This is a genomic window from Erythrobacter sp. LQ02-29, assembly GCF_022576075.2.
Lineage (GTDB): Bacteria > Pseudomonadota > Alphaproteobacteria > Sphingomonadales > Sphingomonadaceae > Alteriqipengyuania.
In genome coordinates, this window is sequence record NZ_JANCNT010000001.1 from 37,739 (window position 1) to 62,500 (window position 24,762).

The following is a 24,762-nucleotide window of genomic DNA, read 5'->3' on the forward strand; positions in this document are numbered from 1 at the left end:
CGGCGCAGCGCGCGGGGTTACCGGATAGCACGGGAAGTCCGCGCGGTTTATTGACAGCCACACCGATTAATAATTACTCTAATCCCCGATCAGAGAACGAATCAGGAGATGACGCATGGAATACGCATATGGACGTGTGATCAACGACGCTGACAGTCACACTATGGAAACAAGCGAATGGGTCTACGACTACTTCGAGAGCGATGCTTTGCGCGAGAAGTACGGGACGCTGTTCGCGGGCGACAAGACCGGCCGCATGAAGGCAATGATCGACAAGGCGAAAGCGCGGGCTGACGATCCGGAAGCCGACGCGGCCGCCGCGAAGGACCCGATCGCGGGCGACAAGGGCTGGATGGCCTTCGGTGCGTTCGACGCTTCCGAACGCAAGCGGATGCTCGACCAGTACGGCTTCGTCAGCCAGCTGGTCTTCACCACGGCGTGCCTGGCGGCGATGGGAAAAGCCGACAACGCAGAGGAGAAATACGCAATCGCGCGCGCTGCGAACAAGGCGCAGCAGGCGTTCTGCGACGGTGACGAGCGGCTGGTGAATGTCGCGTACATCCCGCTCGACGATCCCAAGCTGGCGTATGAGGAGGCCAAGCGTGCGATCAAGGCGGGCGCGGGCGCGGTTGGCGTCGCGCCGATGCCGTCGGGCGAGATGTCGCCCGGTCACCCGGATCACGAGCCTTTCTGGCAGCTGCTGGAGGACCGCAAGATACCCTTCATGGTGCATATCGGCACCGGCACGAAAACGCAGCCGAAGGGCTATCACAACAACGGGCGCGAGCGCGCGCCGGACCTGCACGGCGGTGGCGAGAATCTGCGCTTCGCCGATTTCACCTCGCTCTGCTTCGCGCCGCAGGAATTCCTGACCGCGATGATCTATGACGGCGTGTTCCAGCGTCACCCGCAACTGCGCGGCGGGGTCATCGAATCCGGCGCCGGGTGGGTACCCGATTTCCTCCGGCGGCTGGATTATGCGTACAAGTCGTTCAAGCGGACCGATCCCTATGTCCAGGAACTGGAGATGCTGCCGTCCGAGTTCATCCGCCGCGCGGTGAAGTTCACGCCTTTCCCGGGCGAAGATGTCGGCGAGATGATCCGCGACGGCGGGGCGGAGCTGTTCATGTTCTCCAGCGACTACCCCCATCCCGAAGGGACGAAGGATCCGGTCGGTAAGTTCGAAAGCACCCTGGAGGGAGCGGACGAGAAGACCAAGGACATGTTCTACCGGACCAATTACGACGAGATGATGCAGTATCAATCCAGCCCCGCAATGGCGGCGGCCTGATTCCACCACGCCGGAGGAGGTCGGTCGCCCAGCGCACCGTCCACCTCCGGCCTTTCATTTTCGCACCATGGATCGCACCATCGCTTCGCCCGAGGCGCTCCTCGCGCTTGCCGCCAAGGGCACACTGTTCAGCTACTGGGCGGGTCGGAACGGAGACCGACCCGCGATCCTTTCTCGCCGCGGCAATCGGTCCTTCACCGAACTCGACGCGAACGCGAACCGGTTGCTGCATCACCTGCACTCGGTGGGGCTTCGCGCAGGCGACGGTGTCGCCATGGTGTGCGGAAACATCCCCGAATTCGTCGAAACCTATCTCGCGTGCCAACGTGGCGGGCTGCGGCTGACGCCGGTCAATTGGCACCTAACGAGCAGCGAGGCGGGCTATATCCTATCCGATTGCGAGGCGCGCGCCTGGATCATCCAGGGCGAGTTGGCAGAGAAATTTGCCGCGATACCGTCAGCGGGCGTCCTGACCCGCCTCGCCACGGGTCCGGCTCGCGGCCCGTTCGCTAGCTATGGCGAGGCGCTGGGCGCGCAACCTTCCCACGCGTCGACCGATCCCCGCCTGGGGTCCATGATGCTCTACACCTCGGGCACGACCGGTCGATCCAAGGGCGTGCTGCGCCGCAAGCCCATCGCGCTCGCCCCGCAGCGCGGTGGCACGCTGTGCGATTATCGCGACGGCGACCTCAACCTGTTGTGCGGACCGGCCTATCACGCCGGGCCGCTCACCTTCGACCTCGCCTTTCCCATAGCGTCGGGCATTCCGATCCTGCTGATGGAGAAATTCGACGCGGCGCAGGTCCTGGCGATGATCGAGCGGCATCGGGTCACGCACACCCACATGGTCGCCACGATGTTCCAGCGGTTGCTCACCCTGCCACCGGAGGTGCGCGACGGAGCCGATCTGTCGAGCCTGCGACGTGTCTTCCACGGGGCCGCCCCCACCCCGCCCGACATCAAGCGGCGCATGATCGACTGGCTGGGCCCGATCCTATACGAATATTACGGCGCGACCGAGGCATCGCCCGGCATCGGCATCGCTTCGGCGGACTGGTTGCGCAAGCCCGGCAGCGTGGGTCGCCTGCCGGATGCGACACGCACCCGTATTCTCGACGAAGCGGGGCAGCCGTGCCCGCCCGGAACGATCGGCCGGGTGGCCTTCCTGCACGACCCCGCGACCGGTCCCCGATACCACAACGCGCCCGACAAGAATGGCGAGGTGTTCGGCGGCGCATATTACACCGTGGGCGACTTGGGATATGTCGATGACGAGGGCTATCTGTTCCTGACCGGCCGGTCCGCCGACGTCATCATCAGCGGCGGCGTGAACATCTACCCCCAGGAAGTGGACGACGCGCTGACCGCTCACCCTGCGGTACGACAGGCTTGCACCATCGGCGTACCGAGCCTCGAATGGGGGGAGGAGGTGCTAAGCCTTGTCATGGTGGAGGACGGCACAGAGACAGGCGAACGCCTCGAGCGGGAATTGATCGCCTATCTGCGCGAACGGCTGGCATCGTTCAAATTGCCGCGTCGCATCGAATTCGTCGCGGACATCGCGCAGTCGGAAACGGGCAAGGTGTTACGCGGCGCAATGCGCGCGCCATATTGGGCAACCACGGGCGGAGCGCCGTGATCACCGCCGTATCTGCGACGCCGGACGTTCGAAGCGCGTTCCTCGAGTCCATGGCCCGGCTGGCGAGCGCGGTCCATATCGTGACCGCCCATAGCGGGGGACGCGATTACGGAATGACCGCGACCGCCGCCATGTCGCTGTCCACCGAACCGCTTTCCATCCTGATCTCCATCCATCGGGATGCCTCCGCCCACGACGCGATCGTCTCAGGCGGAAGAATGTGCCTCAACACGCTGCGGCCCGATCAAGCGGAACTCGCGCGGATATTTTCCGGAATGATCGAACTGGACGGTCGCTCGCGCTTCGATTTCGGCGAATGGCAGCTGGGCGCGGGGCAGCCTGCGCAATTGCGCGGCGCAGTCTCGTGCCTCAACTGTGCGGTGCTGGAGTCTCACCCGATCGGAACCCACCGGGTATTCGCCTGCGGCGTGACTTCGGTGTCGCTGGGAGAGGAAGCGCGTTCGCTCGTCTACGGCAACCGCCGGTTCGGCGTGATGGAAAATGAGGAAAGGTGAAACGATGGAACAGACCCGCCCCGCCTTCTACAAGATATTCGTGGCCGATCTCGATCGCGCGGCGACCTTCTACGCCGAATGCCTCGGCTTCAGCGAACAGCGGCGCGTCGACGCGGGGCCGTTCGAGGAGGTGATTCTGATCCCGGCACAAACCGGGGCCGCACTGGTGCTATGCCGATGGAGTGACGGGCGAGCACTGGAAAACGGCAATGCCCATGGCCCGGTCGGCTTCTATGTCGGGCAACTCGATAGCACGATGGAGCAGATGAAGGGAGCCGGCGCGACAGTGACGTTCGGGCCGGTCGATTTCAGCGGTGCCCGCATGGCGATTCTGACAGACCCGGATGGGCACCAGCTCGAACTGATCGAGAAAGGCGACTGACCTTCCTCGCTGACCGGCTGGGTATGGCGAGCGCGACCCGTCTCAGTCGGTCCAGCCGAGCCTCACGGCGAGCGCTTGCGCTATCGCGGTATGCCCTGCCGCGTTCGGGTGCCAGGGCACAGCCCCGCCCGGCAGGGCGGAGGGCACGTTGCCCTGCGACCACGGCTCCGCATCGCAGGCGGTGTGATCGCGCGACAGCTTGTCGGACTTTATGACCGTAGCTCCCGTCGCTGCGGCCACCCGGTCGGTGATCGCCGCCAGCCGCGTGGCGGTTTCTCGGGCGAGTGCCGCGTTGGCAGCGGACATCTGCGTTTGCGCACACATCTCCTGCGGCAGGAGGGTGAGATACTGGACGAACACCAGGCGCGCCTCCGGGGCGCGCTGAGCGACCTCGTCGGCCAGCTTCGTCAAATTCCGTTCCAGCGTCGCGTAGGTTTCCTCTGCAGGTGCAACCGGCTTCGTGCAGGGAAAGCTGCGCCCTGCGAAGCTGACCGAGCTGCCCGGTTCGCATCCCGACATGACGAGGTTTCCCACGTAATCGAGATCGTTGCCGCCCACGGTCACGGTCACCAGCCGCGTCGCACCGTCCACGGCGTCGATCTGCGCCGGGAGCTCGCCCCATGGACCAAGGATATTCGCAACGGTCGCACCGCTGCACGTTCGGTCGTCCAGCACCAGGTTCATGCTTTCACTCACCAGCGAAGGGTAGTTCCCTAGCGCTCTCGTGCATCGGGGCGGCGTACCCGGCCTGTAAGAGCCCAGCCCCGGACCGGCGGCGAACGAAGATCCCAGCGCCACATATCGCGATCCCGGCTGCACCGACGATACGGGTATGTCCCCCATGGACGTGCATGAAACGGTGGCGAATGCCATGATTGCCAGTGCTAAATTACGCAAAGTTACCCCTCCCCGGGCTTGTGCGACGATCACCCCGCTGCGCCTCGGCATAGAGGGCAAAGCCTTGAGTTGACGCGCAGGGTAGCGCTTGGTCTCGCAGGCCGGAAGGGGCGGAGACGTCGCCCCGCCCGTTTTTGCCGGATTTCGGCCGCACGCGGAAACAGCTTACCATTGAAAATCGCCAATTTCGTTCTATACCTACAGGTATGGAAAAGCTCGCCACCAGAGGGCGTCCGCGGGAATTCTGTCCCGACGAGGCGCTCGCTTCCGCCCTTCAGGTGTTCTGGACCAAGGGATACGAAGGCGCATCGCTCAGCGATCTGACCGATGCGATGGGTATCACACGTCCCAGCCTCTACGCCGCGTTCGGCAACAAGGAAGCGCTGTTTCGGCAGGCGCTCGACCTCTATCAGCGCGACAAGACGGCCTATATCGGCGAGGCCATGCGCGAGCCGACCGCCCGGGCGGTGGCCGAGTACATGTTGCACGGTGCGGTCGATACCGCGACCGGCGGGGAATGCCGGGGCTGCATGGGCGTCATAGCGACGGTCGCCTGCCAGAGCGTGGAGCCCTCCATCCGCGACGACGTCAACCAGCGCGCGGAAGCTGCCAAGGCGCTGATCGTGGAGCGCATGCAGCAGGCGATCGATACAGGCGAATTCGTCGTTCCGACCAAGGCCGAAACCATCACGCGTTACCTCCTCGCGCTCATGCAGGGCATTTCGGTGCAGGCGCAATCGGGAGCGACGCGCGAGGAATTGATGGAAATATCCGAAGCTGCACTGGCTGCGTGGCCCTCGAAATAGCGTCGTTTTTTGCTGCGCTGCGAAAAAAGTATCGGTCGGTATGAAAATACCGCTTGACCTGAACGCCAGATTACATACTTAGCGGTACATATCGCGGTCGGGTCGGCTTAGCCGGCTCGCGTGGTGGGCGCGCTGCGCCTTCCTTCCACACCGTGAACGCGATCATCCGGCGGCACCTTGCTTCCGGAAGCGATGACGCACGCTTGCCTGTTCGGGGATGGTACAATGTTCAATACGCCTTTCGACCGCTACGACGATCTGCCCGCCACCGCGCGGTCCGAGGAAGTCGACAGCTATGATTTCGACGACGCAGCTGTCGCTCCCGCACCCGCTGGGAACGCCGCTCCGAAACAGGGCCGCTCCGGGCGCGGATGGCTGATCGCGCTCTTCATCCTGATCGCCGCAGTCGGTTCCTGGTGGCTGATCGGGGGCGCAACGCCCGCTCCCGCCGCGATGCCGGTCCCGGTGGTTACCGCCGCCGCGCCGCTGCAGAAGCAGGTGACCGAGTGGGACGAGTTCGTGGGCCGCTTCAAGGCTACCAAGACCGTCGAGGTCCGCCCGCAGGTTTCGGGCCAGATCGTCCGCGTACACTTTACCGACGGGCAATATGTCCGTGCCGGTGCGCCGCTCTTCACCATCGATGGTCGCACCTACCGCGCCGCGCTGGCCCAGGCCCAGGCCGACGTGGCGCGGGCTTCCAGCGCGCTTTCCCTGTCCCAGGCCAATCTGGCACGGGCCCAGGCGTTGATCTCGGAAGACGCGATCGCCGCGACCGAGATCGACCGGCTCAAGGCGGAGGTGCGCAGCAATCGTGCCGCGCTGCAGGCGGCGCAGGCCGCCACCGCGGCGCGATCTATCGACGTCGGCTACACCACCGTGCGCGCGCCGATCTCGGGCCGTATCTCAGATCGCCGGATCGATGCCGGCAATCTGGTGTCGGGTGGCGGGGGTGACAGCGCCACGCTGCTGACCACGATCAACGCGGTCGATCCGGTCTATTTCGAGTTCACCGGGTCCGAGGCGCTGTATCTGAAGGCGCAGCGCGAGGGCCTGTCGAAAGGGAACGATGTCGAAATCCGGCTGGCGGACGAGCCCGACTATCGCTGGCACGGCAAGCTGGACTTCACCGATAACGGTCTCGATGCGAACTCCGGCACGATCCGCGCGCGCGCCGTGGTCGCGAACCAGGGCGGCGTCCTCGCGCCTGGCCTGTTCGGCCGGATGCGGCTAGCCACCGGCGGAACCCGATCGGCACTGCTGGTGCCCGATACCGCGATCACGACCGATCAGACGCGCAAGCAGGTGCTGGTCGTCGCCAAGGATGGAACGGTTGCGGCACGCACGGTGGAGCTCGGTCCCCAGGTCGGCAGCCTGCGCGTGATCGAGAAGGGGCTGAAGCCGACCGACCGCGTGATCATCAAGGGCGTGCAGATGGCGATGCCCGGCCAGAAGGTCCGTGCTCAGCCGGGCCGGATCGAGGCCAGCGCACCGCAGCCTCGAACGCCCGAGGCGCAACCCGTCTCCCGCGCGGCCTCCGCCACGCTCGCCAGCTAAAACCCAAACTTTTCAACGGCTCGTTACCGAACGACGCCCGGAGTCTGCTCGATGCGCATGTCCCGCTTCTTCATCGACCGCCCGATCTTCGCCGCGGTCATCGCCGTGGTCATCACGCTGGTGGGTGCGATCTCGTACTTCTTCCTGCCGGTCAGCCAGTATCCCGACATCGTCCCCCCGACCGTGACCGTCACCGCGGTCTATCCCGGTGCCTCGGCGGAGACGGTGGCCGATACGGTCGCCAATCCGATCGAGCAGGAAATCAACGGCGTCGACGGGATGCTCTACCAGTCGAGCGAGTCGACCGGTGACGGGCGGATGACGATCACCGTCACCTTCAAACCCGGCACCGACCTTGACGAGGCGCAGGTGCTGGTCCAGAATCGCGTGGCGATTGCCGAAGCCCGCCTGCCGGAAGAGGTCCAGCGGCTCGGCATCGTCACCCGCAAGACGACGCCCGACTTCCTGATGGTGGTCAACCTCGTCTCGCCCGACGGGTCGCTCGACCGCGAATACATCTCCAACTACGCGCAGACCCGGATCAAGGATCGCCTCGCCAGGCTGGAGGGCGTGGGAGACGTCCAGCTGTTCGGCCAGCGCGAGCTTGCCATGCGCGTCTGGATCGATCCGGGCCGCGCCGCCGCGCTGGGCCTGACCGGCAGCGATATCGTGCGCGCCTTGCGGGCGCAGAACGTGCAGGTCGCGGCCGGCACGCTCGGCCAGCAGCCCAGCCCGGATGCCGCCTTCCAGCTCAACGTGGAAACGCAGGGGCGCTTCACGGATCCCGCGCAGTTCGGCCAGGTCGTTATCCGCACCGATGCGGAAGGTCGCCAGGTCCGCGTGAACGACGTCGCCCGCGTGGAAATCGGCGCGGCGGACTACGCCACCTCGGCCTATCTGAATGGCGACGATTCGGTGATCCTGCCGGTCTTCCAGAAACCCGGCTCCAACGCGCTCGACGCGGCCGAGGGGGTCAAGGCGACGATGGACGAATTGTCCCGGTCGTTCCCGCATGACCTCGAGTACCGCATCGTTTACAACCCGACGGAATTTATTTCGCAATCGATCGACGCGGTGCTGCATACCCTGCTGGAAGCGGTCGTGCTGGTCGTGGTCGTCATCATCGTCTTCCTGCAGAAGGCGCGCGCGTCGATCATCCCGGTCCTTGCGATCCCGATCTCCCTGGTCGGCACCTTCGCGGTGCTGGCGATGTTCGGCTATTCGCTCAACAACCTGTCGCTGTTCGGGCTGGTCCTCGCGATCGGGATCGTGGTCGACGACGCGATCGTGGTGGTGGAGAACGTGGAGCGCAATCTCGAAGCGGGGTTCTCCCCTCTCGAAGCCGCGCGCCGTTCGATGGACGAGGTCGGCGAGGCGCTGATCGCGATCGTGCTGGTGCTGTGCGCGGTGTTCGTGCCGACACTGTTCATGAACGGCCTGTCGGGCGAGTTCTACAAGCAGTTCGCCGTGACGATCTCCGCCGCGACGGTCATCTCGCTGATCGTATCGCTGACCTTGTCGCCCGCGCTTTCGGCGCTGCTGCTGAGGCCGCACGAGCATCTGCCCGCCGACGCGCCGCGCTGGCGCCACGCGATCGAGACCGCGGGCACAAAGTTTAACTCCGCGTTCGAGCGGTTCGGCGACTGGTACGCCAAATGGACCGCCCGCTTCGTCGCCATGCCACGGCGCATGATGCTGGCCTACGCGGTGCTTATCGGACTGACCGGCCTGACGCTGTCCGCCACCCCAACCGGTTTCATCCCCCAGCAGGATCAGGGCTATTTCGTAAGCGTGATCCAGCTGCCGCCCGGTAGCGCGACCACGCGAACCGATGCGGTGATGAAGCAGGTGGCCGAGCGTGTGCTGAAGCTCGACGGTATCAAGGGCACCGTCATGCTGTCCGGGTTCGACGGCACCACACAGACGCAATCCGCCAGTTCGGCCGCCGCCTATTGGGTGCTCGACGATTTCGAGAGCCGCCAGGCCAAGGGGCTCGACATCGATACGCTGATCGCGGAGGCGCAGAAGGCGACCGCCGACATCAACGAGGCGCGGCTGATGATCGTGAAGCCCCCGGTGATCCAGGGGATCGGTTCGGCAGGCGGCTTCCGGATGATGCTGGAGGACACCTCCGGCAAGGGGTATCGCGCGATGCAGGGCGTCGCGAACCAGATGATCGCCAAAGCGAACGGCGAACAGGGTCTCGCCGGCGTCTATACCTTCTTCGACACCGGCACCCCGCGAGTGAAGACCGACATAGACCGCGACAAGGCGCAGATCCTGGGCGTTGCGCCCTCCGATATCTTCGACACGCTGTCGGTCTATCTCGGCAGCGCGTTCGTGAACGACTTCAATTTGCTGGGACGGACCTATCGTGTCACCGCGCAGGCGGATGCGCCCTATCGCGACGATGTGACCGACATTGCGGGACTCTACGCCCGGTCGAACACCGGGGCGATGGTGCCACTGGGTTCGGTGGCGACGTTCGAGGACACCACCGGGCCGTACCGCGTCTCGCGCTACAACCTGCAGCCCGCGGTCGCGATCGACGGCGATACGGCACCGGGCAGCTCGACCGGGCAATCGCTGATGACCATGGAGAAGGTCGCGGCACAGACCTTGCCTCAGGGCTACGCCACCGAATGGACCGGGATTGCCTACCAGCAGACAACCACCGGCAACACCGCCATCTATGTCTTCGGGCTGGCCGTGGTGCTCGTATTCCTCGTCCTCGCCGCGCAGTACGAAAGCCTGATCATGCCGCTGGCGATCATTCTGATCGTGCCGATGTGCCTGCTCGCGGCGATGGTCGGCGTGAACCTGCGGGGTATGGACAACAACGTCCTCACCCAGATCGGGCTCATCGTGCTGATCGCGCTGTCGGCGAAGAACGCGATCCTGATCGTCGAATTCGCGCGGCAGGGTGAGCGCGACCATGGCCTGTCGCCGGTAGAGGCGGCGATCGAGGCGGCGCGCACCCGCCTGCGGCCGATCCTGATGACGAGCTTCGCCTTCATCCTGGGCTCTGTGCCGCTGGTGATCGCCACCGGCGCGGGCGCGGAACTGCGGCAGGCGCTGGGCACGGCGGTGTGCTTCGGCATGCTGGGCGTGACCGGTTTCGGCCTCGTCTTCACCCCCACTTTCTACGTCGTTTGCCGTTCGCTCGGCGACCGGATCGCGGCCCTGCGGGGTTCGCGCCGTGGCGACGATGCGCGCCCCACCCCGCAGCCGGCCGAATAGGATCGTCACCATGCAAATTCGCAAACTTCTCTTACCTGCCGTTTCCGCGCTCGCCCTGGCGGGCTGCGCGGCGGGGCCGGACCACGTTTCCTCTGCCCCAACTCCCGATGTGGAAACCAGCCCCTTCCTTTCCGCAGAGGCTGGCGTCGTATCGTCTGCGCCGCTGCCGAGCGACTGGTGGCGCCTGTACGACGACCCTGTGCTGGACGGTCTGGTGGCCGATGCGCTCGCGGCGAACACCGACATCCGCCAGGCCGCAGCCCGCATCCAGCGCGCCCGCGCGCAACTGCGCGGGGCGCGGGCGGATCGTCTTCCGCAGGTCGGGCTTACCGCCTCGGCGGGCTATGGGCGCACATCCGAAGCCCAGACCCTGCCCGGGCAGGATCGCGATGGCGGCCAGTTCGCCATCGGTGCCGATGTCGCTTATGAAGTCGACCTCTTCGGCCGGGTCAGCAGCGGTATCGCCGCCGCGCGTGGCGATGTGGCCGCCGCTCGCGCCGATGCCGATGCGGTCCGGGTCATGGTCGTGGCGGACACCACGCGCGCCTATGCGGATGCCGCCAGCGCCACCGCGCGGCTGCGGGTGGCGCAATCCATCGTCGGCTTGCTCGAAGACAGTCTGCGCCTGACCCGCAAGCGCCACGATGCGGGCTATACCGACGGGCTGGCCGTGGCGCGGATCGAAAGTCTGCTCGAACAGCGCGCGGCGACGATCCCGGCGATAGATGCGCAGCGTCGCGCGGCCCTGTTCGCGCTGGCCACCCTGACCGGTCGCGCACCGGCGGCGCTGCCCGCCAATATCGGCGAGCGCGACGTGCCGCTGGAGATCGAGGCCCCGCTGCCGGTGGGCGACGGGACGCAACTGCTGGCGCGCCGTCCCGATGTTCGCGCAGCGGAACAGCGTGCGTTGGCCGAGGGGGCGAGAATAGGAATTGCGCGCGCCGATCTCTACCCGCGCATCACGCTGGGCGGATCGATCGGATCGAACGCCTCCAGCCTGGGCAACCTATTTACCGGCGGCCCGCTGGGATTCGTGCTCGGTCCGTTGATCGACTGGGCCTTCCCCAATCGCGAGCCGGTCTATGCCCGGATCGAGGCGGCGCAGGCGGATGCGGCGGGGTCGCTCGCCGCCTTCGACGGCACAGTGCTCGTCGCCTTGCAAGAGGCGGAAACGGCGCTGTCGAATTATGCCCGCTCGCTGGAAAGGCGGCGCATCCTGACCGCGGCGGTCCAGTCGGCCGAGCGGGCGGCCCGGATCGTGCGGGCCCAGAACCGCGAGGGGCTGATCAACTCGCTCGACACGCTCGACGCCGAACGAACACTGGCGGAGGCGCGCGCGACCCTGGCGGATCAGGATGCCGATGTCTCGCGCCAGCAGATCGCGGTGTTCCGCGCCCTGGGCGGCGGTTGGTCGATCGAACCGGAGAATGCCGATGAACAAGGGTAGGAACCGCTGGTGGCACAACCACCGCGACGCGCTGGCCTCCGGCCTGCTCGGCTTCGTGGTGACCTCCGCCTTCCTGGTCTGGCCCATGGTGCAAGCCACCCATTGAGAGATAGCGAACGCAGCTCTCGCGCCGCCTGACGAAAGTTCGACGGCGAGGCGAAGCCCTGTTTATCCGCGCAGTTGGAGAGCATAGAGGAACAATCGGTATCCGCCCCGGTCTCGAAAGCGCGCCCATGCGACCTGCAACTGGAGAATGTCGTTTGAACGCCGGTGAACGCTCTCCCGAAACCGAGGCTTCTCAGAAGGTTCAGACCCAGCCCGTTCGTGTGATCTTCGGCGCGCTGATGCTGGTCATGCTGCTTGCCTCGCTCGACCAGACGATCGTGTCGACCGCCCTGCCCACCATCGTCGGCGAACTCGGCGGGCTGGAGCATCTGTCGTGGATCGTCACGGCGTATATGCTGGCGACCACGGTCGTCACCCCGCTCTATGGGAAGCTGGGCGATCTGTTCGGTCGCAAGATCGTACTGCAGAGCGCGATCCTGCTATTTCTCGCCGGCTCTGCATTGTGCGGGCTCAGCAACTCGATGGGCCAGTTGATCGCCTTCCGCGCGATCCAGGGGCTTGGCGGCGGCGGACTGATGGTCACCACCATGGCGGCGATCGGCGACATCATCGGCCCGCGCGAGCGCGGCCGGTATCAGGGCTTCTTCGGCGCGGTCTTCGGGCTTTCGACCGTGATCGGACCGCTGATCGGTGGCTTCTTCGTGGAGCACCTTTCCTGGCGCTGGATATTCTACATCAACCTGCCGCTCGGCCTGATTTCCGTGATCGTGATCGGCTGGGCCTTCACCGCGCCCGAACGGCAGGCAAAGCCCCGCATCGATTTCGCCGGAGCGGCGCTGATCGCCATCGCACTGACCGCCATCGTGCTGTTCACGAGCCTGGGCGGTCACACGCTGCCCTGGGGATCGTTTCCGATACTTGGCCTGATAGCCGTTTCGCTAGTGGCGCTGGCAGGTTTCATCCTGATAGAAAGTCGCGCCTCAGAACCGATCCTGCCCCTCGGCCTGTTCGCCAACGGCACCTTCGTCATTTCCTGTGCGATCGGGTTCATCGTCGGGCTCGCGATGTTCGGTTCGGTCACATACATGCCGATCTACCTGCAGGTTGTGAAAGGCGTATCTCCGTCCACCGCCGGGTTGCAACTCACGCCCATGATGGGCGGCGTGCTGGTCACCTCGATCGCGAGCGGTCAGATCATCAGCCGCACGGGCCGCTACCGTATCTTTCCGATCTGCGGCACTGCCCTGATGACGCTCGGCCTGTTCCTGCTGTCGACACTGAACGTGGAGAGCAGCACCTGGGTGGCCTCGGGCTACATGCTGGTGCTCGGGCTGGGTCTGGGAATGGTGATGCAGGTGCTGGTGCTGGCGGTGCAGAACAGCGTCGATTACCGTAATCTCGGGGTCGCAACCTCCGGAACGACCCTGTTTCGATCGACCGGCGGTTCCGTTGGCGTCTCGCTGTTCGGCGCGATTTTCGCCGCCGGCCTGGCCAGCCGGCTCCCGGCTTCGCTGAGCCAGGGACCGGAGGGCGCGCCAGCGATGAACCCCGCTGCGATTGCCGCCATGCCCTCAGCCATGCGTGCGCCCTATCTGGAGGCGTTTACCGCTGCGCTGCATCCGGTATTCCTGTCAGCCGCGGCGATCGCCGCATTCGCGTTCGCGATCGCGTGGCTGCTGCGCGAACAGCCCCTGCGCGAGGACGCGAGAGCGGAAAGCATCGGCGATAGCTTCGCCGTTCCCAAAACCGCAAACTCGCTCGACGAGCTTACGGCGATCGTCGATCGACTGGTTGCACGCGAGAACCGCTGGTCGACGATGACGCGGATCGCGGAACGCAGCGGGGTGGATCTGGCTCCGGACGAGATGTGGCTTCTCGCGCAGGTCTGCACCGCCGCCCGCCCGACCTCTGTCGATCAACTCGCTGCGAACTTCGCCCCCTCGCCCGTCGCCCTCGCGGCGATCGCCAGGGGGCTGGCCGACAAGGGTTTGCTCGAGCCAGTTTCGGATGGACCATTGCTCCCGAGCCCGGCGGGAAAGGATGTCGTTGAAAGGCTGGCAGAGCATTACCGCCGCCGGCTCGAGGAATATGTCCAAAGGTGGAGCCCGGAAGAGCGCCCGGACGTTCGCGAACGCCTGTCCGCCTTGTCGCGATCGCTGATGGCAGAGCTGCCCGCGATGCCCTGAAGCGAGCCTGCTTCCTAATGACCGGGTCCAGCCGCGACCGAAAGTAGGGCCGTTGCGGGCAGGTTGGTGAGCGAAACGAACCCTTCAGTATTTTCGGTTAAACGAGGATACTCGCTTGCCGCCTGCGCTGTCCGAAGGAAATCGATGCAAATTCTGGTGGACCTCCACCTGGTCGTGTTCTGCTTGCTCAGCGCGCTCGCCGCGATTTGCGCTATCGCTCATGTGGCGCTGAAGGCCGGTTCCGCGCTGGCCTGGCTCGCTGCGACCCTCCTGTGCGTTGGCATGGAAACGCTCGTCTTCCGCTACGCGACCCCGACAATCCCGGGTCTGGCGGCGATCAGCCTGCTTATCCCGTTCGCCTATTTTTGCGCCGGCAACGCTATCAGGCAGAGCCTCCATCTCGAGAGCGCAGGGCGTGCCCAGAGCTGGATATTCGGTGGTCTCGTCGGTCTGTCGTTGCTGTTGCTCGCTGCGGGCGCGCCCGTATTCTATCAGTGTATTCCGTTTCAGCTGGCCGGCGTCTACATCCTTTACGATGCAATCCGCATTCAGGCGCGCCGGCAGCGCCGTGGGCTGATCGACAATGGACTGCTCGCGCTGAGCGCAGGCTCGATGATCGGCCTGGCGATTCGCGCACCGATGTTCCCCCTCCTGGTAGGAGAACCGACACCTTTCCCGGTCATGGACGCCGCGACGTTCGAGGGAGTTTTCCTTGACGCGCTCGGCGGTCTGACCGCGGCGCTGGCGGTGCTTGTCATCGCCAGGATCGTGGCCAACGTCATCGGCGTTCACAGGCACCGGGCGGAGCATGACGACCTGACCGGCTTGCTCAATCGCCGCACGTTCGATGAAAGAGCCGAAGGGGCGGGGGCCGCAGCCGGCTCGGTCGTCATGTGCGACATCGACCGGTTCAAAGCCGTCAACGACCTTTACGGCCACCATGTCGGCGACGACGTCCTCCAGGGTTTCGCCCGCATATTGTCCCGGTCCGGCGGGATCGTGGGGCGCATGGGCGGGGAGGAATTCGGCATCCTCCTGATCGATACCGCGCCCGACGATGCCGTCGTCATCGCCGACATGATCCGGACCGAGTTCCACCGGTTCAGGCACGATGCGATCGGCGAGCAGACCGCACTCAGCGCAAGCTTCGGGGTTTCCGATTTCGGCCAGGGGCGAAGCGTCAAGACCGCCCTGAGAGAAGCCGACAAGGCTCTTTACCGGGCCAAGGGCGCGGGGCGTAACCGTGTGTGCCAGGAACATTCGACATCATCGACCGCGGTGTCGTTCATGAAGGTTGCGTGAGAGCCGTGCGAGCGCGTGTCTGAACTGACGCGAGCCGATCCTGTTTGGTGCATCCGAACGATACCCGTGATTGCGTACAGGCTGGCACGCCTACATCTCACGGCTATCGACGATCGCATTCGGTTAGCCTCGCCGCTGGCCACCCGAGCCGCACCGGCGTGAGAGTATCGGCCCATCCATTTTGTCACCGTGCCCTCGGCCCAAGCTGAGCGCACGAAATACCTTACGAATAGCATTATATTTTTAGAAGAATTACTCGACCTGTAATTTTATTATTGAAGCACTCTTGATCTAGATAATCTATTTTTCGATGTCTCTTTTGAGTTTTTAATTAGGCAAACAAATCATTCCCGAAGCCAAGCAGAGGCCGGACAACACAAAAATCTCTCTCGTTTTTCGTTGCGAAATTACAACACATTTTGCTTGTGTCCCGGTTTCGCGCCCGGTTTCCTGTAGATTGCCCGACACCATTGCTAGGTGGCTGCCCGCAGGCGGTTCTCATCGAACCTATCCCCCGCATTTGGCCGAGCGCCTTCGTCGCTCGGTTCGATCATCGATCATAGCTCGCAACCAAGGGGCAACCTTATGAAGACTCTAGTAGGCGGCGCGTCGCTCGGCGCGTTGGCCATCGCCATGACATCCACGCCGGCCATCGCGCAGGACGCGGCACCGGCGCCCGCGCAGCAGCAGGCAGGCAAGCAGCAACGCCAGGGCGGCGTCAACGTCATCGTTGTCACCGCACAGCGCGTCAGCGAAGATCTGCAGGACGTGCCGATCTCGGTCCAAGCGATCGGCCAGGAGGAGCTGAAGCAGCTCAACATCAACACGTTCGACGATTATCTGGAGCAGCTACCGACCGTCACCTCGGGCGGCGGCGGCGGACCGGGTCAGAGCACGATCTATATTCGTGGGCTCGCTTCGACCACGCCCAACCTGACGACTGCGGGCGTGGCAGGCCTCGCCCCCAATGTCTCGCTCTATCTCGACGAGCAGCCGCTCTCGCAGCCGGGGCGCAATCTCGACGTATACGCCGCCGATCTGGAGCGGATCGAGGTATTGTCGGGGCCGCAGGGCACGCTGTTCGGCGCGAGCTCACAGGCAGGCGTCGTGCGCCTGATCACCAACAAGCCGGAGCTGGGCCGGTTCGACGCCGGCTTCACCGCCGGGACTTCGTTCACGAAGAACGGCGACGCCAGCTACAAGGCGGAAGCCATGCTGAACCTGCCGGTGACCGATAATTTCGCGCTGCGCGGCGTGGTCTATCTCGACCATCAGGGCGGCTATATCGACAACGTCCCGGGCACCCTCGACGCCAGCCAGAGCGCACGGTTCCGCCCTGAAGGCACCGTCCGCTACAACGGCGTGCCCGTCTCGGCCGCCCGCGCCGGCTTCCAGTCGGACGCCGACCTGTCGGACGTGACCTTCCTTCCGGCCGACAATTCCGGCCTGGTAGAGGACGATTTCAACGACGCCCAATATTCGGGTTTCCGCATCAGCGGCCGCTACGAATTCGGTCCGGACTGGCGGCTCGACGTCTCGCATAGCCGGCAGTCGCTCGACAGCGATGGCGTGTTCTATGCCGATCCCACGCTCGACCTCGATGATCCTTCGATCCAGCGCTATCAGGACGAGCGGCTGGACGACAGCTTCTCCAACACCGCGTGGTCGCTCGAGGGGCGGCTCGGCATGCTCGACCTGGTCTATAACGGCGCCTACACCGACCGCGAGACCGAGCAGAAGGTCGACTATTCGGACTACCTGTTCGCCGGTCAGTACCTGCCCTACTATATCTGCGACGGGTCGGTCAGCTATCCGGGCGACGGCAACGATCCGAGCGGCACCTGCCAGGCACCGAACAACTACGTCACGTCGGACAGCGATCTGACCAAGTTCACGCAAGAGCTGCGCTTCAGCACGCCGGAACAGAACCGCTTCCGCGTCACCGCAGGCGCATTCTATGCCAAGACGATCCTGAAGGAGCGCAACGACTACAACTATCCGGGCAACATCGCCGCGGCGCCGTTCGGCGGCTTCGCACCCAACTATCCGTTTCCGGGTATATACCAGTCCGATCCCGGCCCGCTGCCCGCCTCGGCGATCTTCCGCAACGACGTGAAGCGGACCGACGAGCAGTTCGGCCTGTTCGGACAGGCGAGCTTCGACGTCGTACCCGACCTGCTCTCGGTAACGGGCGGCCTGCGGTATTACGACGTCCAGGTCGATCTGGAGGGCAGCGCGACAGGATCGTTCTGCAACGCCGGCGCGGCAGAGGATCAGAACGCCTTCGGTACCAACATCTCCGACCTGTACGACGGCGATGGGCAGTACACCTTCATCGGATCGTGCGACGCCAGCCTGCGCCAGACGTTCGACATGGACGACAGCCTGCAGGACATCCAGAACGCCGGCCTCTCCGCCGGGCAGGCGCAGCAGGTTTACAACGCGGTCCGCGCGCCGAACGAGGCGAAGACCAGCGGCGTGATCTTCAAGGGAACGGTCAACTTCACCCCGACCGACGACCTGCTGTTCTACGCCACCTATTCGGAAGGCTTCCGGCCCGGCCTGCTCAACCGCCCCGGCGGCGCACAGGGTCCGAACGGCTTCAACGTGCCGTTCGAACTCGAAACCGACGAGGTGCAGAACTACGAGATCGGTGCGAAGACCGAATTCCTCGATCGTCAGGTGCGGCTGAACGTCAGCGCCTTCTATGTCGACATCAGCAATCTGCAGACGACGATCTTCGATCCCAGCATCACCAACCTGTTCTTCTCGGACAATGCGGCGAATGCAGAGATCAAGGGGGTCGAGGGCGACTTCACCTACGCACCCTATTCGGTGCCGGGCCTGACACTGGCGGGTGCCTTCTCCATCCTGGATACCGAGATTACCGAGGTGCTTACCCCGACCGACGATGTCGTAGCGGGATCCGACCTCGCCTATGCTCCGTCGTTCCAGGGCAATCTGCGCGCCCGCTACGAATGGGATCTGAGCGATACGCTGAGCGCGTTCGTGATGCCGCAGGTTACCTATTCCGGGGCCAAGAACACCGATATCATCCAGATCAACAGCCTGCGGCTGGACGATTACACGGTCTTCGATCTTTCGGCCGGCGTCAGCCGCGATCAATGGACGTTCGAGGTTTACGGCAAGAACCTGTTCGACGAGCGCGCGCAGATTTCGGGCGATTTCTACTACGATCGCCCGCGCATCAACATCAACCGGCCGCTCACGGTCGGGATGCGCGTCTCCTTCGATTACTGATCGAAGCGCGCGAGCGTAATCCGGCGGCGGGGGCGAGCCCATGGCGGGCTTGCCTCCGCCGTCTTGCGTTGTAGGCAGGACCCATGGCGAGCGAGGAAGAGAGCACACAAGCGGCCAAGGCGGCGCTGCAGGCGGGCGATTTCGCGCGCGGGCTAACGCTGGCCGAAAGCGCGCTCACCCACGCGCCCGACGATGGGGAGGCGCTCTATCTGGCGGCCGTCGCATGTCGCTATCTCGATCGCCCGGTCGATGCGCGCCGGTTTCTCCAGCGGCTCCATGTCGCGGTGCCCGAATACGGCCGCGCGTGGCAGGAGGCGGGGCACCTTGCGCGTGCCGAGGGCCTGTCGCGGGAGGCGCTGTCGGCTTTCGCTCGCGCGACCCGTTACAATCCGGCACTGATCGCGAGCTGGCGCGCGTTGGAGACGCTGCACGCCGAACGCGGGGAAACCGGGGAAGCGGGCGGAGCCCGCGCACAGGCGGACAGGATCGAGGCCCTGCCCCGCGAGCTCGTCGCCGTGATGCACCACCTCTACGAAGGTCGGCTGCTGCGCGCGGAGGAAATCTGCCGCCATCACCTGCGCGCTCACCCCAAGGATGTCGAGGGGATGCGATTGCTCGCCGAGATCGGCAAGCGCTTCGGCGTGCTCGATGATGCCGAATTCCTGCTGGAAAGCGCAGTCGCCTTCGATCCCGATAATCTGCAATTGCGGCTCGACTATATCGAGATCCTGCGCCGACGGCAGAAGTTCGAGCGTGCCCTGGAAGAGGCCGAGGCACTGCACGAGCGCGAGCCGGGCAATCCTCTGTTCCAGTCGCATCTCGCGATCGAGAGCATGCAGACGGGCGACTACGACCGGGCCTTCGCGCTGTTCGACGCGGTGCTGGAGAAACTGCCGCGCGACCCCGCAACGCTGACCAGCCGCGGTCATGCGCTCAAGACCACCGGCGCGCAGGACGATGCGATCGCCAGCTACCGGGCCGCCATCGCCGCGCGCCCAGACCATGGCGACGCGTGGTACGCGCTGGCCAATCTCAAAACCTACCGCTTTTCCAAGGAAGAGATCGCCGCACTGCGCGAACACGCAGCGCGCGCCGATCTCGCCTTCGCCGATCGGGTCCATCTCTCCTTCGCGCTGGGCAAGGCGCTGGAGGATCGCGCGGACTACGCCGACAGCTTTGCCGCCTATCGCGAGGGCAACGACCTCAAGCGCGCACAGACCCGCTACAGCGCCGATGCGATGACCGCCGAACTCGCCCGCCAGCGCGAGGCCTGCGGTCCCGAACTGTTCGCGCGCCATGCAGGCCAAGGGCATGATGCACCCGATCCGATCTTCATCGTCGGCCTGCCGCGCGCCGGTTCCACGCTGCTCGAGCAAATCCTCGCTAGCCATTCCCGGATCGATGGCACGCTGGAGCTGCCCAATATCCTCGCGCTCGCGCACCGGTTGCGCGGGCGGAAGGCGGGCGCCCCGCGCTATCCGCAGGTCCTGCACGAGCTGACGGGCAAGCAGCTCCGTCAATTCGGCCAACAATATATCGCGGATACCCGCATTCACCGGCAGGATGCGCCGTTCTTCATCGACAAAATGCCGAACAACTTCCGCCATATCGGCCTGATCCACTTGATCCTGCCGAACGCGAAGATCATCGATGCCCGCCGCGCGCCGATGGATTGCTGCTTCTCTGGCTTCAAGCAGCTGTTCGCCGAAGGGCAGGAATTCACCTACGGATTGACGGAGATCGGGCGATACTATCGGGACTATGTCGGCCTGATGGCGCACTGGGACGAAGTCCTGCCGGGCAAGGTGCTGCGCGTGCAGCACGAGGACGTACTCGACGATCTGGAGGGCGAGACGCGGCGCATGCTGGAATTCATCGGGGTCTCGTTCGAGGACCAATGTCTCGCGTTCCACGAGACCGAGCGCGCGGTGCGAACCGCGAGCAGCGAGCAGGTCCGGCGCCCGCTCAACCGCAGCGGCCAGAATGCGTGGAAGGACTATGAACCCTGGCTCGGCGATCTGAGAGCCGCGCTGGGTCCCCTCGCACCCTAGCGGTCGGAAGTCACGGCTCTGGCTGTTGGTTGGCGCGCAGCAGATAGTCCTGCGACCGACATGAGGGTGCGTCGCGGCGTCGCGCAGCAACCTGGCTTTAGCGCAATGTTCCAACTCGCAGCCGATTGTCGCGGCTATTCCGCGCTTTGGAAGCGGCCGGAGACGAGAAAGGCGAGGTCCCAGAAGATCGTGCCTTTGACCGCACGGCGCTCGTCGTCGATGGCCCGGGCGAGCCCGTCCAGGTCGATCTCACCGTCGCGCACCACCCCGCGTTCGATCATGCGCGGAAGCATCAAACGGGCGAGTGTCGGCAGGAAGGATTCCTCCCAGGGATGGAAGAGGATACCCTCGCTGCGCGCCTGCTCGATCGCAAAACCCGCTTCGCGCATAAGATTTGCCAATCGATAGCCAAGTGTTACGTCACCCTGTTCCGCGGCAACCGTGTCCCACATCATGTCATAGCACTGCCGATGCACGGGAAGCTCGTCCGGGCCACCCGGCAGGTCGGCACGCGCATGCTCCTGAAAAGCCATCAGCGTCCCGCGCCTCGACAGCTTCGCGAGCCGGGCCAGCGTGGCCGCGGCATCGGGAAGGTACATCAGCACCCTCCGCCCCACGATCGCGTCGAACTCCCCAAGGTCCGGGAACTCACCGCTGAGGTCGACGGCCTGGTAGCTGATTGGCGCCGCCTCCGCAGTGGGCGTCATACCGCGGGCCGCTGCCAACGCCGCCTCGCTCCTGTCGATCCCGACGACTTCGCCGTCCGGACCGACCAGCTCGGCTATCATCCGGCTGAGATCGCCGTTGCCGCATCCCACGTCGAGCACGCGCATGTTCGCAGTAATCCCGACATCGGCAAAGAACCGGGCGCTCGGGAGATTGGCTGGATTGGCTGGCCCGGTACGCTGATGTAACATCATCACATCTTAGGTCCCGGGTGCCCTGCAGGCAAGATGTGAGCGTGACGAACGATACCCATTCGAAAATTGCGCCGCGCCGACCGATGTCGAGCACCGGGGTACTAGGCAACCGCCGACCGCAACATCTCAAGCGTGCATGGGTAATTTGAAACCCGGTCTGCAGCGGTCAGCGCCGGGCGCCGAGTTCTCCCTCACCTGTTCGTTCTCAGACTGGTCAACACTCTCAACTGTCGGGCGCCCGAATCCCCCACTTTTATCCCTGGCCCAAACGCAAAAAGCCTCGCTGGAACCAGCGAGGCCAATGTCATTCAGATCGATAAAGGAAACGGTGGTTGCGGGGGTTGGATTTGAACCAACGACCTTCAGGTTATGAGCCTGACGAGCTACCGGACTGCTCCACCCCGCGGTACCTGTTCGGCCTTGGATGCCGGCGGAAACGAGTTCCGTGGCTGCCTTCGCCGATTTCACGGTCACGCTATTCGACCGATCGGCCACGCGACCCAGCGGGCCGGGACCAGCCTCCGCGCGTTGAGCCCGGAGACGAAAAAGCCGCCGCTCGGATCGCTCCGGCAGCGGCTTTTGAAATCGTGAATGGGTTTTGCACACGCCCGCCGGCTATAATGCCTGGCGGCGACCTACTCTCCCAGTGCTTAGGCACTAGTACCATCGGCGCTGCCTGGTTTCACGTCCGAGTTCGAGATGGGATCGGGTGGGTCACAGGCGCTAAGACCACCAAGCAATAAAGCCGGCGTGCGGTGTATAATCGATGCACCCTTTCGGGTCGTAGTCAGTGGGCTATCCGGCTGGAGGATCCTCCCCATCGGACAGATCCATTCAGGACTGTCATTGATGGTGTGGAATTCTCAAGCGCGAAAAGAACTATTAGGACCGGTTAGCTCCACGCATTACTGCGCTTCCACACCCGGCCTATCAACGTCATGGTCTATGACGGTTCGAAGATACCTAATCTCAAGGGAGGCTTCCCGCTTAGATGCTTTCAGCGGTTATCCCGTCCGTACATAGCTACCCTGCGGCACCCTTGGCAGGATGACAGGTACACCAGAGGTACGTTCACCCCGGTCCTCTCGTACTAGGGGCAACTCCTTTCAAGTATCGACGCCCACGGCAGATAGGGACCAAACTGTCTCGCGACGTTCTGAACCCAGCTCACGTACCACTTTAATTGGCGAACAGCCAAACCCTTGGGACCTGCTCCAGCCCCAGGATGTGATGAGCCGACATCGAGGTGCCAAACGATTCCGTCGATATGAGCTCTTGGGAATCATCAGCCTGTTATCCCCGGCGTACCTTTTATCCGTTGAGCGATGGCCCTTCCACGAGGGACCACCGGATCACTATGACCGACTTTCGTCTCTGCTCGACTCGTCAGTCTCGCAGTCAGGCAGGCTTATGCCATTGCACTCTTGCAGACGGTTTCCAACCGTCCTGAGCCTACCATCGCGCGCCTCCGTTACTCTTTAGGAGGCGACCGCCCCAGTCAAACTACCCGCCACAGAGGGTCCCAACACCGGATAACGGTGCGTGGTTAGACATCAGAAAATCACAGGGTGGTATTTCACCTATGGCTCCACGACAGCTGGCGCCGTCGCTTCAAAGCCTCCCACCTATGCTACACAGTCATTTCCTAATGCCACTCTGAAGCTGCAGTAAAGGTGCACGGGGTCTTTCCGTCTAACCGCGGGTACTCCGCATCTTCACGGAGAATTCAATTTCGCTGAGCATATCCTGGAGACAGTGGGGAAGTCGTTACGCCATTCGTGCAGGTCGGAACTTACCCGACAAGGAATTTCGCTACCTTAGGACCGTTATAGTTACGGCCGCCGTTTACTGGGGCTTCAATTCGGAGCTTGCACTCCTCCTCTTAACCTTCCAGCACCGGGCAGGCGTCAGACCCTATACGTCGTCTTGAAGCCGACTTAGCAGAGTCCTGTGTTTTTGATAAACAGTCGCTACCCCCTGGCCTGTGCCCCCTGAAAAGAGTTGCCTCGATTCAGGGCCTCCTTCTTCCGAAGGTACGGAGGCAATTTGCCGAGTTCCTTCAGGATACTTCTCTCAAGCGCCTTGGTATACTCTACCTGACCACCTGTGTCGGTTTCGGGTACGGTCTATATGCAGAGGCTATTTCCTGGGACAACTTGGCTGCCCGATCAATCCAATAAGATCGAACAACTTCCGCAATCCGTCACACATCTGCAGGCCCACGAATATTAACGTGGTTCCCATCGACTACCCCCTTCGGGCTCGTCTTAGGGGCCGGCTCACCCTGCGCCGATTAGCGTTGCGCAGGAACCCTTGGTCTTTCGGCGAGAGGGCATCTCACCCTCTTTGTCGCTACTCATGTCAGCATTCGCACTTCCGATACGTCCACCGTCGGTTACCCTTCGGCTTCACTCGCTTACGGAACGCTCCGCTACCGCGTACAGTAAACTGTACACCCTAAGCTTCGGTGCATATCTTTAGCCCCGTTACATCTTCGCCGCAGGAACCCTTATTTAGACCAGTGAGCTGTTACGCTTTCTTTAAAGGATGGCTGCTTCTAAGCCAACCTCCTGGTTGTTTTGGGATTCCCACATGCTTTCCCACTTAGATATGACTTGGGGACCTTAGCTGTAGGTTAGGGCTGTTTCCCTTTTGACGACGGACCTTAGCACCCGCCGTCTGTCTGCCGGATAAGACTCGATGGTATTCGGAGTTTGGTTAGGTTTGGTACCGCTCGCGCAGCCCTAGCCCATCCAGTGCTCTACCCCCATCGGCATACATCCGACGCTCTACCTCAATAGATTTCGCGGAGAACCAGCTATTTCCCGGCTTGATTGGCCTTTCACCCCTAAACACAACTCATCCGAGCATTTTTCAACATGCAACGGTTCGGCCCTCCAGTGCGTGTTACCGCACCTTCAGCCTGGTCATGCCTAGATCGCCGGGGTTCGGGTCTAATTCATCATACTCAGTCGCCCTATTCAGACTCGCTTTCGCTGCGCCTACACCTAACGGCTTAAGCTTGCATGATAAATTAAGTCACTGACCCATTATGCAAGAGGTACGCTGTCACCCCCTATGGGGCTCCAACTGCTTGTAAGCATCCGGTTTCAGGTACTGTTTCACTCCCCTAATCGGGGTGCTTTTCACCTTTCCCTCACGGTACTGTGTTCGCTATCGGTCATGCACGAGTATTTAGGCTTGG

At 63.6% G+C, this 24,762-nt stretch carries 14 protein-coding genes, 1 tRNA gene and 2 rRNA genes (1 of these 17 running past the window's edge); 12 read left to right on the top strand and 5 right to left on the bottom strand.

The features are described from left to right. Positions 1-115 precede the first annotated feature (115 nt). From MKP08_RS00145 to MKP08_RS00160, 4 genes are all read left to right on the top strand, one after another. Positions 116-1,291: an amidohydrolase family protein gene (locus tag MKP08_RS00145; protein WP_241554383.1), complete on the top strand. Its 1,176-nt coding sequence runs from the start codon at positions 116-118 to the stop codon at positions 1,289-1,291. Between the two features lie 67 nt (positions 1,292-1,358). Beyond that, a complete protein-coding gene (locus MKP08_RS00150) occupies positions 1,359-2,930 on the top strand; it encodes an AMP-binding protein (RefSeq protein ID WP_241554384.1) in 1,572 nt (523 codons plus the stop codon). Further along, on the top strand, positions 2,927-3,445 hold the full coding sequence (locus tag MKP08_RS00155) for a flavin reductase family protein (protein WP_241554385.1): 519 nt from the start codon (positions 2,927-2,929) through the stop codon (positions 3,443-3,445). The genes MKP08_RS00150 and MKP08_RS00155 overlap by 4 nt, the downstream gene beginning before the upstream one ends. Positions 3,446-3,449: 4 nt before the next feature. Further along, positions 3,450-3,827, top strand: a complete 378-nt coding sequence (locus tag MKP08_RS00160) for a VOC family protein (RefSeq protein ID WP_241554386.1) — start codon at positions 3,450-3,452, stop codon at positions 3,825-3,827. 42 nt (positions 3,828-3,869) lie between these two features. Here the strand turns inward: MKP08_RS00160 and MKP08_RS00165 are convergent, their stop codons facing one another. Further along, positions 3,870-4,775: an SGNH/GDSL hydrolase family protein gene (locus MKP08_RS00165; RefSeq protein WP_306300101.1), complete on the bottom strand. Its 906-nt coding sequence runs from the start codon at positions 4,773-4,775 to the stop codon at positions 3,870-3,872. Between the two features lie 155 nt (positions 4,776-4,930). On the opposite strand from MKP08_RS00165, the gene MKP08_RS00170 reads away from it, so the two are divergent. The 8 genes from MKP08_RS00170 to MKP08_RS00205 all read left to right on the top strand — a co-directional run bounded on the left by MKP08_RS00170 (position 4,931) and on the right by MKP08_RS00205 (position 20,637). After that, entirely contained in the window at positions 4,931-5,530 is a 600-nt protein-coding gene (locus tag MKP08_RS00170) for a TetR/AcrR family transcriptional regulator (protein WP_241554387.1), read from the top strand. Positions 5,531-5,755: 225 nt separating this feature from the next. Beyond that, positions 5,756-7,084 (top strand): efflux RND transporter periplasmic adaptor subunit, encoded by a 1,329-nt coding sequence (locus MKP08_RS00175; RefSeq protein WP_241554388.1) that lies wholly within the window; start codon positions 5,756-5,758, stop codon positions 7,082-7,084. A 51-nt stretch (positions 7,085-7,135) separates the two neighbouring features. Beyond that, a complete protein-coding gene (locus MKP08_RS00180; RefSeq protein WP_241554389.1) occupies positions 7,136-10,324 on the top strand; it encodes an efflux RND transporter permease subunit in 3,189 nt (1,062 codons plus the stop codon). A 10-nt stretch (positions 10,325-10,334) separates the two neighbouring features. Then, on the top strand, positions 10,335-11,771 hold the full coding sequence (locus MKP08_RS00185; protein ID WP_241554390.1) for an efflux transporter outer membrane subunit: 1,437 nt from the start codon (positions 10,335-10,337) through the stop codon (positions 11,769-11,771). Between the two features lie 260 nt (positions 11,772-12,031). Then, on the top strand, positions 12,032-14,023 hold the full coding sequence (locus MKP08_RS00190) for an MDR family MFS transporter (RefSeq protein WP_241554391.1): 1,992 nt from the start codon (positions 12,032-12,034) through the stop codon (positions 14,021-14,023). A gap of 144 nt (positions 14,024-14,167) precedes the next feature. After that, positions 14,168-15,325: a GGDEF domain-containing protein gene (locus MKP08_RS00195; protein ID WP_256969980.1), complete on the top strand. Its 1,158-nt coding sequence runs from the start codon at positions 14,168-14,170 to the stop codon at positions 15,323-15,325. Positions 15,326-15,910: 585 nt separating this feature from the next. Next, entirely contained in the window at positions 15,911-18,586 is a 2,676-nt protein-coding gene (locus MKP08_RS00200) for a TonB-dependent receptor (RefSeq protein ID WP_241554392.1), read from the top strand. Between the two features lie 83 nt (positions 18,587-18,669). Beyond that, positions 18,670-20,637 (top strand): tetratricopeptide repeat-containing sulfotransferase family protein, encoded by a 1,968-nt coding sequence (locus MKP08_RS00205; protein WP_241554393.1) that lies wholly within the window; start codon positions 18,670-18,672, stop codon positions 20,635-20,637. A 134-nt stretch (positions 20,638-20,771) separates the two neighbouring features. Here the strand turns inward: MKP08_RS00205 and MKP08_RS00210 are convergent, their stop codons facing one another. The 4 genes from MKP08_RS00210 to MKP08_RS00225 all read right to left on the bottom strand — a co-directional run. Continuing rightward, positions 20,772-21,557 carry a methyltransferase domain-containing protein gene (locus MKP08_RS00210; protein ID WP_306300168.1) on the bottom strand — a complete coding sequence of 262 codons (786 nt, stop codon included), beginning with the start codon at positions 21,555-21,557 and terminating at the stop codon, positions 20,772-20,774. A gap of 329 nt (positions 21,558-21,886) precedes the next feature. Beyond that, positions 21,887-21,963: transfer RNA gene (locus tag MKP08_RS00215), tRNA-Met, on the bottom strand. 216 nt (positions 21,964-22,179) lie between these two features. Then, positions 22,180-22,294 (bottom strand): 5S ribosomal RNA (rrf, locus tag MKP08_RS00220). A 125-nt stretch (positions 22,295-22,419) separates the two neighbouring features. Then, a 23S ribosomal RNA gene (locus MKP08_RS00225) occupies positions 22,420-24,762 on the bottom strand (it continues 447 nt past the right edge of the window).